The organism is Paraburkholderia aspalathi (assembly GCF_900116445.1).
In the GTDB taxonomy this organism is placed as follows: domain Bacteria; phylum Pseudomonadota; class Gammaproteobacteria; order Burkholderiales; family Burkholderiaceae; genus Paraburkholderia; species Paraburkholderia aspalathi.
This window is the reverse complement of record NZ_FPBH01000001.1, coordinates 504,791-516,883: the sequence shown is the minus strand read 5'-3', so window position 1 is coordinate 516,883 and position 12,093 is coordinate 504,791. Positions and strand designations below refer to the sequence as shown.

The following is a 12,093-nucleotide window of genomic DNA, read 5'->3' as shown; positions in this document are numbered from 1 at the left end:
TCCTGTTTCAGCGGGTGTAATCGCATGCGACCCACTCGAAGTAGGTCTTCAGATCGGCGATGAGCGCCTGGTGCGCGGGGTGCGACAGGTAGCGCTCGACCGCCTCCGAGTCGTCGAACGTCGCTTCGAGCAGATAGTCCCAGCAGATCGGCCGCGCCAGTTCATTCGCGGAAACGCGCCACGCACGGATGAAGTCGATTTCGCCTTCGAGGTTGCGCATGCGGTCGACCAGCGTTGCCTCGCGCTGCGCGTCTTCGGCGATATGGGGCAAGCGACGAAACATCACGACGTGCTGCATCATACCGTGGCTCCTCCACGGTTGGCGTCGATCGCCCAGGCGGGCGCGTCCTGCAACGCGACGGGCCGCAAAAACCGCTCGATCGCGGCGTAACCGACCGATGTGGTCTGCGGCTGCGTCGACGCGGGCCACGGCCCGCCGTGCTGCTGCGCGTCGCACACAGCCACGCCGGTCGGCACGCCGCGGAACAGCACACGCCCTGCGATGCGCTGTGCCGCCGCGGCGAGCGCGCGATTCGCGGGAGTGTCGGCCTCGGCGCCCCATAGCGTGACGGTCAACGTACCTTCCACCACCGTCAGCACGTCGAGCACATCTGCGTCGTGACGAGCCCTCACGACCAGCGCGGCCGGGCCGAACATTTCCTCATGCAACGCGGCATTCGTCACGAACGACTGGGCGTCGATCTCGAAGAGGCGCGGCGTGGGCGCATGGTCAGCGTCGTCGGAGCCAGCTTGCGCGGCAAGCCGTGTCACTACGCCGGGCTGCGCCGCAATGTGTTCAGTTGCCCTCTCGAAGCCGCGGTGCATCGCCAGCGTGAGCATCGCGTGGGTCTTCTGAGCGGCGAGCGAGCGCGCGAGCGCTTCCACGAAACGCGTGCCGGTTCCGTCGGCGCGAACCACGATCACGCCGGGGCTGGTGCAGAGCTGGCCGCAACCGAGCGCGATCGAAGCCGCGAGCGTGGCGGCGGGTGTTTCGACGTCTTGCGTGAGCGCCTGCGGCGTTACGACGAGCGGATTGATAGAACCGAGTTCGCCATAAAATGGTATCGGGCGCGCACGCGCATTCACCGCTTTCCACAACGCCACGCCGCCTTGATACGAACCGGTGAACGCCACCGCGCCCACGTCGGGATGGCTCACGAGGTGCACTGCGGCTTCGCGCGACGCCTCGACGAAGCCGATCACGCCTTCGGGCAGACCCTGCTCGCGCAGCACACCGGCCGCTAGCGCATGCACACGGCGCGACAACTCCGGATGGCCCGAATGCGGCTTGACGATCACAGCGCAACCCGCTGCGAGCGCCGATGCCGTGTCGCCACCCAGCACCGAGAACGCGAATGGGAAGTTGCTCGCGGCGAACATCGCGACGGGACCGAGCGGAGCGAACACGCGCGTCAGATGCGGACGGCCTGCGGGCGGTGCGCCGGCAACGGCTGCATCGTCGACGGTGCGCGCGGCGATGCCTGCGTCGACGCGATCCGCGAATCCGCGCAGCTGGAACGCAGTACGCGCGAGTTCACCGTTTAGACGTCCGGCGCCGAGGGACGTCTCTTCGTTGGCGAGCGCGACGAGCGACGCGGCGTCGCGCCCTAGCGCGTCGGCCAGACCGCGCAGAAGAGTGCTGCGTACCGCATGCGGCGCGGCAGCGTAGTCCACTTGCGCTCCGTATGAGCGCGCGACGGCGGCATCGATGGCAGCGAAGTTAGAGGTTCCTGCTTCAAGCATGGCGCTCACGACTGCACCTCCGCTTTCACGTTCGCCGGCGGCGTGGTTTGCGCCTCCAGGTAGTAACCGCGTTCCTGGTAGTCGAATGCAACGAGTTCGTTGATCGCGACGCGCTTGTCGGCGGGCGACGCGTAATAAGCACGAATCTCCTTGATGCGGCAGGTCTCACGATCGAACACATACCATTCATCGCCGCGCAACGCGGTGCCGAGCTTCGTCTTCCAGTGCGTCCACTCGATCACGGCTTCATCCGAGTCGCGCGACACGAGGATTTTCTCGATGGTCCATTGCGAGCCCAACTCGGCGACGCACCATTGCCATTTGCGCGCGATCATGTCGGCGCTGCGCCACGGCACGTCGGGCAGGCCGGCGGGAAAATAATGCACGGCGTCAGGCGTGAAGCACGATACGAGTTTGTCGTAGTCGGCTTTGTTGCAGGCGTCGAAGTAGCGGCGAATGAGTGCCGCGTAGCGGTCCTGATCGGAATGGGCCATCAGTGATGCTCCTCCTGGGGGAAGTTCGCGCCAGAGTCGCGCCGGAAATGGCACGTGCGATACGCTGAACTGAGTGTGGTCACCAGTTTAGTGGCGCATCGATGCGGATTTCGGACCACTAGAGACGCGCCAGCGACGCGAGTTCCACCTTATGGAACCGGACAGCTGTCGCGCGCCCGTCAGCGATTTGGTTCCCAAGCTAGCGTGAGCTGCGCTGCGAACACTTCGCCCGGCGCGAGCACCTTCAGGCCGGTTCCCTCGATGCCGCGAGCGGCGAGATTGAAACCGTTCGCAACGTGAGTCACTGGCTCGACGCAGAAATACGGCGCACCGCGCGGCGCAAACGCAACGAGATGCGTGAACGGCGCGGCAGCCGTGATGAGCAAGGTGCCCCTGCGGCGCTCCAGCATTGCGGTTCCGTCCCATTCGCTGGCGTAGATCGCGAGATTGCTCGTTTCGCAGTCGCCGCGCGTTAGCGAAGTCGATTGCGGGTTCCGCTGCGTGCGACCGGTCGGCAGGAAGGTAGCATCGAGTTCCCAACGCTTCAGTGCGTCGAAGCGCAGCGTCGAATCCGCGTCGATCGCAAGAAACGGATGCCAGCCGAGGCCGGCCGGCATCGGGCTATCGCCCTCATTGCGAAGGGTGAACGACACGTCGAGTGCGTTCGCGCGCAGCGCGAAGCTCAGGCCTGCTTCGAACGGCCACGGCCAATGCCCGCATGCGCGCTCGCGCAGCGCCATTTTCGCGTGCTGGGAATCGTGCGCCAGCACCTGCCATGCGCAGCTTTGCGCGTGCCCGTGCAACGCGTTCGGCAAATCCAGAGGGTGCGGTGTAAGCGTGTGAATTTCACCGCCGAAGGCAAGGCACGATCCGGCGATCCGGTTGGAGTACGGTATCAACGGGTAGGCGCCCGCTTTGGGCCAGTCATGCTCGGGCGCGCGCCATTCGCCGAGGGGCATAACGAGATCGATGTCGCCGTCGAGCGCCTGCAGGCGGCACATACGTGCGCCCAGGTGCGGCGCGATTTCGGCCTGCAGCGTGCCGTTTGAAAGCAGAAGACGGGATGATTCGGTCATGGCGAAAAGACTGGAAAGAAATGCGTGATGTCAGGCGTCGAACTGCAAGCGCAGCAGATGGCCCGAGAGCGGCGCGCCTGCCAGCGATTCGATGGACTGATGATTGCGGTCGCTCGTGATGTAGAGCGACGCGCGGCCGGCATCGCCGGGAACGAATGCAAGGCCGGTGGGCGCCGCGACCGGCAGGCTGACGACGCGCTCGAGCGCACCGTCCGCGCCGAAGCGCATAAGGCTCCAGCCGTCGCGCAGCGCGGTCCAGATGCCGCCGGTGTCGTCGAGTGCGATGCCCGAAAGGCGGCCCGAACCGGGTGGCATCGATGCAAAGCGGCGCACGCTCGACGAACCGCGCCGAAGCATGTAGAGCGTGCCCGACGCGGACGCGGCGGCGTAGGCGGTCACACCGTCGGCGGACCACGTCAATGAATCGATCTTTTCGCTGAACTTCCACACGGCCTCGAAGCGCTGGACGTCGGTGATGAAGCCGAGATGGCCTGAATTGCCGGTCTCGAACCACGCCCATGTGTGGCCTGCGGCGTCCGTACCCAGCAACGTGATGTCCGGGTCGTTCCACACGCGCGAACCTTCATGCACAGTGAGCGTGTCGTCGTCGGCGAGAATCAGATGGCGGCCCGCCTGCGCGATCAGCAAACCTTCGGGTCGCGGTTGCAGGCCGACGATCGGGGCATCGAGCCCGCATACCATGCGCTCCCGCGCGTTAGTGGGCCCGGGCGTGAATGCATGAAGCGCGGGCGCGAGCGTGTCGGCCCAGAAGAGCGTGCCGCGCGCGGCCGACCAGACCGGAAACGCGCCATGGAAGGCCCACCCGCTGCTCACTGCGCCGACCTCGTCGGCTTCCGCGTGGCTCGCGTGCGATTGCAACTGTGCGCCCACGCGGCGCGCCGCGTCGGCCATTTCCGGCCCAAGCAGTTCGAGCCGCGCGAGCGACATGCGGAACGCAGGACCCGCCACGCTCAACGCCCCGCGCACGCGCCCTTCGTTATCGACGATCGGCGCGGCGACGCAGCGCACTCCCAGTACAATCTCTTCGTCGTCGATTGCGTAGCCGCGTGCTGCCGTGATGCGCAACTCGACCTGCAACCGGCGGCGGTCGGTGATAGTGCGCGGCGTGAGCGCCGTCATCGTTACGCCGCGCAACAGCGTGTCGCGTTCGTCGCGCGGCATGCACGACAGGATCGCCTTGCCCTGCCCCGTGCAATAGATCGGCTTGCTACGGCCGAGCGCCGCCGCCGAGCGCTGCGAATGCGCGCCATCGCATCGTTCGAGCGAGATGACTTCGCTGCCGTCGAGCGCGGCAAGGTAAGTGGTTTCGCCAGTGAGATCGCGAAGCGTGCGCAACTCCGGCGTCGCGGCCGCGACGAGGTCAGGCATCAGATACGAATTGCGCACCAGTTCCAGATAGCGGAATCCGAGCCGGTATACGCGATGCGTGGAATCGCGCCGCAGCAAGCCGTGCTCAATCAGCGTCGCGAGAATGCGATACAGCGTGGTCTTAGGCAAACCCGCGGATTCGAGCAGATCCGCGTTCGACAAACCATACGGCGTCGCGCCGACCATTTCGAGCACCGTGAGCGCCTTCGAGAGTGCTGCGGTTCCGTCTCCTGTAGCCATATTTCCACCTTTTGGAATTCGCGGGTCTGCGCGTGCCGCGCGCTCCGTCTCCACCTGCGACTTTAGCAGTAGGATCGGCTTCATTGGAGCACTGACATGCCTCCAGTTCCATATACTGGAACCAGCCCGCCACTTCTCTCTTCCATCGTTAAGGAAAGCGCAATGACACTTCATGCCTACGCCGAGGGTCTCGACCGTGAAACGACACGCAGCGCCGAGGTCAGCGACGCCACGCTCGCGCGCCTCGCGAAAGTCAGCAGCGGCTCGCTGACGACGCAACTCTTCAAGCGCGGTTTTCGCCAACCGGCGCTGGTCGGCCTCAAGGCAGTCAATCACGAGGTCAAGCCGTTCGCGGGCCGCGCCTTCACGATGCGCTTCATTCCGGCGCGCGAGGACATCGACACCTACGGCACGATGACGACGCGCCCGAACGCCGACAATCTGCAATGGCAGGGTGTCGAACAGGTTCGCGAAGGCGACGTGCTCGTGATCGACAGCCGCGATGATCCCCGCGCAGCGTCGGCGGGCAATATCCTGGTGACACGCCTGCTCGCCCGCGGCGCGCGCGCGATCGTGACAGACGGCGCATTGCGCGACGGAAGTGAAATCGCGAAAATGCCGTTGCCGGCCTACTCGCGTGAAATCACCGCAACGACGCGCATTTCGTATCACCACGTTGCCGATCTGCAGGTGCCGATCGGCTGCGCGGGCGTGGCCGTGTATCCGGGTGACATCATCGTTGGTGACGCAGACGGACTGACTCTCGTCCCCGCTCATCTCGCGGAAGAACTCGCCGACATCTGCGAAAAGCAGGACGACATCGAAACCTATCTGGGGTTGCGAATTGCTGCGGGCGAGGCGCTGTGGGGCGTGTATCCGCCGAGCCAGCAGACCTATGCCGATTACGAGGCGTGGGCGGCAGGTGGCCGCAAGGAGATCAAGCCGTTGCCACAAGTCGAGCGAGGTTCAGTCTGAACGAGGACGCATCGGCGTGCAGGTAGTGCACCTGCACGCCTTCGAAGGTTCGGTTGATAACCGGCCGCCGTCTCGGGCAACCGGCATACGCAGCACGTGCTTCCTGGCTCCGGACAACGCGTTTTCACGCGATCTGCTGAACCCACTGGCAGGCGTTTCGAACGGATGCGAGAAATACTGTGTCACGCGAATGACCTTGCCATTGCGGAACTCCATAATGCTTACGGTGTAAGCGTCCGGACGTCCAGCATCGGACGCTCGCAAATCCCCGTACTCGGTTCCCCAGCGCTAATGATCGCATCGCCGGTGCACTCTTTTTGCGCGAATGCGCGTGGCCACACGCCCTATGGCTATGGCATGATCATCGACCACCACGTTGGCATGTCGCCGTGTTGAGCGAGTACCGAGCCGTTTTTGATAATGGCCACAGGTCAGTGGGTGCCCCGCCCGTCTTCACGATCAGGTGAGTTGTCAAAAAACACGGCTAGTGGCACGACCTGCAAGGCTTTTTGCGCAGTGGAAAAGGCATCTTCCGGTAGTCGCGATGAAGGCACTTGCGCACAAGCTGGCGCGTGCGGCCTATTACGTGATGCGTGATGGCAAACCATTCGAGGTACCCGCAAGCGGGCAACCATAGGATTGACATGTACCCCTCTGGACACAGGCCTGGCACGACGATTCTCTGGATCTCTACCGAGCCAGGGGTGAATGCCGGAACGCGGGCGTTCATCACCATTCGGTCAGCGCGGCGCTGCCGAGCCATGCCAGCGCCGCGAGACCGGCGATCCAGACGCTGCGTGAGAGACCACGCCGCGCCACGGCGCGCTCGGCATTGTGAGGCTGCGCGGATAGCCGGAGCGCGCGTCGCGGTCGATTCGAACTGAATGGACATAAAGGTTCCAACCTCCTGCGTAGTTGCGCTAACGTGAACTCGCGCCCGCTTCTGGACTCACGTCAGGCGACGTCGGCACGGTCGCGCTGCCAGATGCTCTGTGCGTAGGCCGATTCGTCGAAATCGGCAGCGATGTCGCCATGAATACGTGCTTCATGCGTGTCCAAATCGGCCAGAAACAGATCACAACTGATGCGCTGCACCACGGCGGGAATGTCGCCGGAGAACGCCAGGTTTGCGCGTTTCTGCTGTTGCTGAGGCAACGTCGCGCATCTTGCCCGGCGTGTGCTTGTCGCTCCTCGCAGATCATGCGCGTGAACAATTCGAAGTCCGTTCCGCTCAAGTTGCCAATCAAGAGACCAAACCCTCGTGGGGGATGCGGATCCGCGTGGTCATGTGGCGACGGTCATTTAGTAGAACAGATTTTTCCCACCTCCCCTCGTCGGCACTCTGGCTATTAGCGGGAAACTCATTGTGCAGTTGTGGATTGCAGCTTCCCGCCCGTCGTCGCCTCCTCCAGGAACGCCGTCCTTTCCCCGGCCGGCATGTCCGACTGGGCGAGACCGTCCTGACTGTTGTCGCCCGCTAGCCGATCAAGGTAATCGGCCCAATCCTGGCTCATCCGTCGCCGCTGGTCGAAGAATTGAGCCCGATCGTATGCGTCTCCGAGCTCCTCGTCGCTGCCATGAGCAAGGTGCCGTTCAACGACTTCCCTGTCGTAACCCAGGCGCTCCCGAATCAGGGTACGGCCAGTGGCGCGAAAGCCATGCCCTGTCATTTCGTGACCCGAATACCCGATAGTCCGCAAAGCCGCATTGATCGTGCCGTCCGACATGGGCAGGCCGGCCTTGCGGCTTGGAAACACATAGCCTTCCGGGCCGGTTAGCGGATAAAGATCCCGAAGTATTGAGACGGCCTGGCGGGACAGCGGCACGAGGTGAGGCAGACCACCCTTCTTACGCGCCAGCTTTCCCTTCATCATTGCCGCCGGGCAGGTCCAGAGTGCCTTGTCCAGATCGAACTGTTCCCATCTAGCGGTTCTTATCTGGCCAGGCCTCTGAAAAACTAACGGCACGAACTGCAACGCGGCTCGCACGATCGGTGTGCCTTTATATGACTGAATCGCCCGCATCAACTGCCCCAGCGCCCCGGGGTCCGTGATGGCTGCGTAGTGCTGCACCGGCGGCGTTCTCACGCCGCCCACCTTGGGATCGATCGCGGGATTTTCGGACGATTTGATGAGGCCGTTCTCGACCGCATGCCGGAAGACGCAATTGCACGTCTCTCTCACCCTTCTTGCCGTGTCGAGGACGCCACGGTCGCGCGCGCGACGAATGACCTGTTCCACATATTCCGGTGTGGTGATCTCGGCGATCGGCCGCCTGCCGAGCCAAGGGTAGACGTTCTTCGCGAGCCGCCGTTCGATCTTGTCGAGGTAGTCGCCGGACCAGTGCGCTTTCTGCTCGGCGATCCACGCGTTTGCGACAGCTTCGAAGGTCGCATTCGCGCTGAATCTTGCACGACGCTTGTCTTCGCGCCGCTTTTGCATGGGATCAATGCCCTGGCGCAACAGTTCCCGTGCGGCTGCATGAGCGGCGCGTGCTTCCTTTTCGGAGACCTCCGGCCAGCTACCGAAAGCCATCGTCCTGGTTTTTCCAGCGAAATCGTAATTCCAGCGCCACAGCTTGGCACCTTCGGGCTTGACCAGCACGTAGAGCCGCCCGCCGTCTGACAAGGTGTAAGGTTTGGCTGCCGGCTTCGCGTTGACAATCTCGAGCCGGGTGAGCTGGTGGAGAGGAGATCGAGCCATCGTTGTATTCCGCATCCGGAACTGACACAGGACACAACATACATCGGAAAATACAACGGTAAAAGTGCGGGTTCTAATAGCCGACCGTGGACGTTCCTGGACAGGCCGGAGGCAACAAAAAACCCGCAAAGCCAATGGCCACGCGGGTTTCAGGGACTGCAACCTACTTTTTCAGACTGTGCTGGACAACTGGGAATCACGAAACTGGTGGGTGCTGAGAGGCTCGAACTCCCGACCTACGCCTTGTAAGGGCGCCGCTCTACCAACTGAGCTAAGCACCCGTTTCGCGATTCAGCGTGCTCCTGCTTTTGCTGCCTGATTGATCAACTTGCGTATCAACTAGTGCGACGCCAAGTCACACAGATCACGCACGATTCGTTGCACTTCTTTCTAACGAACCTGCAATTCCTCAAGCAGCAAGCCCATTAGTTTAGCGCATCCTTCAGAGCTTTGCCAGGCCTAAATTTAGGGACCTTCGCTGCCTTGATCTTGATGGCGGCGCCGGTGCGCGGATTGCGCCCCGTACGCGCGGTACGCTTGCCCACGGCAAAGGTACCGAATCCCACCAGCGTCACCGAACCGCCCTTCTTCAACGTACCTTTGACCCCACCGATCACCGCGTCGAGTGCACGACCTGCCGCCGCCTTCGAAATATCGGCTTGCTGTGCAATGTGATCGATCAATTCCGTTTTATTCATTCCAACCCCCGAGAATGTTTGTGGCAACCGTGACGGCGCTCTGTAGCGCCTGGCATCACGCGGCCGGCGGGTAACGCCGAGCCGACTCATTAGAATTGGCCGAAACCCTTGTGTCAAGCGGGGTTGAGCCTGATTTAAGCGCTTCTGGAGGGCGCCCTCTGTCACCAAATCTTGTTACAGATCGATGTGCGCACAACCAGTCGCCGGCTCAGAACGTCCTTTACTCAAAAAGTGGGATTGCGTGCGTTCCAGACGTGATTTCATGTATCTCGCAGGCAATAAAAAACCCGCGACCGAGGCCGCGGGTTTTCGTACAGCAAACAGCTTTCGCTACTGACCAGCTTAGTGCTTCACGACTTCCGTTGCACCGGCGTCTTTGCCCGGCTCAGCCGCCGCGACAGGCGCAGCAGGCTTGGGCTCTTCGTCCGGCAACGCCTGCGGCACACGTTCGAGCGCCAGCTCCAGAACCCTGTCGATCCAGCGGACCGGCATGATTTCGATGGCGTTCTTCACGTTGTCCGGAATCTCCGTCAAGTCCTTGACGTTTTCTTCCGGAATCAGCACCAGCTTGATACCGCCGCGATGCGCCGCCAGCAGTTTTTCCTTCAGGCCGCCGATCGGCAAGACTTCGCCACGCAACGTGATTTCGCCCGTCATCGCGACATCGGCACGAACCGGAATACCGGTCAACACCGACACCAGCGCGGTCGTCATCGCGATGCCAGCCGACGGACCGTCCTTCGGCGTCGCGCCTTCCGGCACGTGAATGTGAATGTCCTGCTTCTCGAACGCTTCGTCCTTGATACCCAGACGGCGCGAACGCGAGCGCACCACCGAGCGCGCGGCTTCGACGGATTCCTTCATCACGTCGCCGAGCGAACCCGTGCGGATCACATTGCCCTTACCCGGCATCACCGCGGCTTCGATGGTCAGCAGATCGCCGCCCACTTCCGTCCACGCAAGACCCGTGACCTGGCCAACCTGATTTTCCTTCGCGGCCAGACCGAAGTCGTACTTGCGCACGCCGAGGAACGTGTCGATATTGCTGCCGTCGACCGTCACCGCGCCTTCCGCCTTCTTCAGCAGAAGCATCTTCACCACCTTGCGGCAGATCTTCGAAATTTCACGCTCGAGCGAACGGACACCCGCTTCACGCGTGTAGTAACGAATGATGTCGCGGATCGCGGTTTCCGTCACATCGACCTCGCCATCCTTGAGGCCGTTGTTCTTCTTCTGCTTGGGCAAAAGATAACGTTGCGCGATGCTGACCTTCTCGTCTTCCGTGTAACCCGACAGACGGATCACTTCCATCCGGTCGAGCAGCGGCGGCGGAATGTTCAGCGAGTTCGACGTTGCCACGAACATCACGTCCGACAGATCGAAGTCGACTTCGACGTAGTGATCGGCGAACGTATGGTTCTGTTCCGGATCGAGCACTTCCAGCAGAGCCGAGGACGGATCGCCGCGGAAATCCTGGCCCATCTTGTCGACTTCGTCGAGCAGGAAGAGCGGATTGCGCACGCCGACCTTGGTCAGGCTTTGCAGAATCTTGCCGGGCATCGAACCGATGTACGTACGACGGTGACCGCGAATCTCGGCTTCGTCGCGCACGCCGCCGAGCGCCATACGCACGAACTTGCGGTTCGTAGCGCGAGCGATCGACTGACCCAGCGACGTCTTACCAACACCCGGAGGCCCAACGAGGCACAGGATCGGCGCTTTCACCTTGTCGACACGTTGCTGGACCGCGAGATACTCGAGAATGCGTTCCTTCACTTTCTCGAGACCGAAGTGGTCTTCGTCGAGCACGCGTTCCGCATTCGAGAGGTCGTTGTTGACCTTGCTCTTCTTGCGCCACGGCAAGCCGATCAGCGTATCGATGTAGTTACGCACGACGGTCGCTTCAGCCGACATCGGCGACATCAGCTTGAGCTTCTTCAGCTCGGCGTCGGCCTTCTTCTTGGCTTCCTTCGGCATGCGGGCAGCCGTGATGCGCTTCTCAAGTTCCTCGAGATCCGCACCTTCTTCGCCTTCGCCCAGTTCCTTCTGGATCGCCTTGACCTGTTCGTTCAGGTAGTACTCGCGCTGGCTCTTCTCCATCTGGCGCTTCACACGCCCACGGATGCGCTTTTCGACCTGCAGGATGTCGATCTCGGCTTCGAGTTGCGCGAGCAGATGCTCGAGGCGCTCGATGACCGGGAACATTTCAAGAATGTGCTGCTTCTGGTCGAGCTTGAGCGGCAGATGCGCCGCGATCGTGTCGGCCAGGCGGCCAGCCTCGTCGATGCCCGACAGCGACGTCAGGATCTCCGGCGGGATCTTCTTGTTCAGCTTCACATACTGGTCGAACTGCGACACGATCGCGCGGCGCAGCGCTTCAGTTTCAGCGCTGTCGGCGTGGTCGGGTTCGAGCGGCATGACTTCGCACGAGAACTGCGTTTCCTGTTCTTCGATGGAAAGCGTTTTCGCGCGCTGCAAGCCTTCGACGAGCACCTTAACGGTGCCATCGGGCAGCTTCAGCATTTGCAGGATGTTGGCGATACACCCTACTTCGTACATGTCCTTTTCGGTCGGCTCATCTTTCGCAGCCGTTTTCTGGGCGACGAGCATGATGTGCTTGCCGCCTTCCATCGCTGCTTCGAGAGCCTTGATCGACTTCGGGCGGCCTACGAAGAGCGGAATCACCATGTGCGGGAAGACGACTACGTCACGCAGCGGGAGCAGCGGGAGCGTAATGCGTTCCGGCGGAAGGAGTTGGGTTCCTGACATTTCATTT

Annotated in this window: 10 protein-coding genes and 1 tRNA gene; 1 reads left to right on the top strand and 10 read right to left on the bottom strand. The window is 62.3% G+C overall.

Annotated elements, in window-relative coordinates; all coding sequences use genetic code 11:
- Positions 1-7: 7 nt before the first annotated feature.
- The 5 genes from BM438_RS02325 to BM438_RS02305 all read right to left on the bottom strand — a co-directional run bounded on the left by BM438_RS02325 (position 8) and on the right by BM438_RS02305 (position 4,942).
- Complete coding sequence (locus BM438_RS02325) at positions 8-301, bottom strand: Dabb family protein (protein ID WP_093632697.1); 294 nt, start codon at positions 299-301, stop codon at positions 8-10.
- Positions 298-1,743, bottom strand: a complete 1,446-nt coding sequence (locus BM438_RS02320) for an aldehyde dehydrogenase (NADP(+)) (protein ID WP_093632782.1) — start codon at positions 1,741-1,743, stop codon at positions 298-300. Before BM438_RS02320 ends, BM438_RS02325 begins: the two co-directional genes overlap by 4 nt.
- Positions 1,744-1,748: 5 nt before the next feature.
- Entirely contained in the window at positions 1,749-2,237 is a 489-nt protein-coding gene (locus BM438_RS02315; protein WP_093632696.1) for a nuclear transport factor 2 family protein, read from the bottom strand.
- 179 nt (positions 2,238-2,416) lie between these two features.
- Positions 2,417-3,313 (bottom strand): aldose epimerase family protein, encoded by an 897-nt coding sequence (locus BM438_RS02310; RefSeq protein WP_093632695.1) that lies wholly within the window; start codon positions 3,311-3,313, stop codon positions 2,417-2,419.
- Positions 3,314-3,343: 30 nt separating this feature from the next.
- On the bottom strand, positions 3,344-4,942 hold the full coding sequence (locus BM438_RS02305; RefSeq protein ID WP_093632781.1) for an IclR family transcriptional regulator domain-containing protein: 1,599 nt from the start codon (positions 4,940-4,942) through the stop codon (positions 3,344-3,346).
- A gap of 162 nt (positions 4,943-5,104) precedes the next feature.
- Here BM438_RS02305 and BM438_RS02300 point away from each other — a divergent pair, with 162 nt between their 5' ends.
- The gene (locus tag BM438_RS02300; protein WP_093632694.1) at positions 5,105-5,917 is read left to right on the top strand and encodes an RraA family protein; all 813 of its coding nucleotides are present in this window, start codon (positions 5,105-5,107) and stop codon (positions 5,915-5,917) included.
- A 954-nt stretch (positions 5,918-6,871) separates the two neighbouring features.
- On the opposite strand, the gene BM438_RS02290 is transcribed toward BM438_RS02300, so the two are convergent.
- The 5 genes from BM438_RS02290 to lon form a co-directional block, all read right to left on the bottom strand.
- Positions 6,872-7,072, bottom strand: coding sequence for a hypothetical protein (locus BM438_RS02290; protein ID WP_093632692.1), 201 nt, complete (start codon positions 7,070-7,072; stop codon positions 6,872-6,874).
- A gap of 206 nt (positions 7,073-7,278) precedes the next feature.
- Positions 7,279-8,619 (bottom strand): tyrosine-type recombinase/integrase, encoded by a 1,341-nt coding sequence (locus BM438_RS02285; protein ID WP_167378283.1) that lies wholly within the window; start codon positions 8,617-8,619, stop codon positions 7,279-7,281.
- A gap of 205 nt (positions 8,620-8,824) precedes the next feature.
- Positions 8,825-8,900, bottom strand: a tRNA-Val gene (locus BM438_RS02280).
- 144 nt (positions 8,901-9,044) lie between these two features.
- Entirely contained in the window at positions 9,045-9,407 is a 363-nt protein-coding gene (locus BM438_RS02275; RefSeq protein WP_266210673.1) for an HU family DNA-binding protein, read from the bottom strand.
- Positions 9,408-9,659: 252 nt separating this feature from the next.
- Complete coding sequence (gene lon, locus BM438_RS02270; RefSeq protein WP_054039529.1) at positions 9,660-12,086, bottom strand: endopeptidase La; 2,427 nt, start codon at positions 12,084-12,086, stop codon at positions 9,660-9,662.
- Positions 12,087-12,093 lie beyond the last annotated feature (7 nt).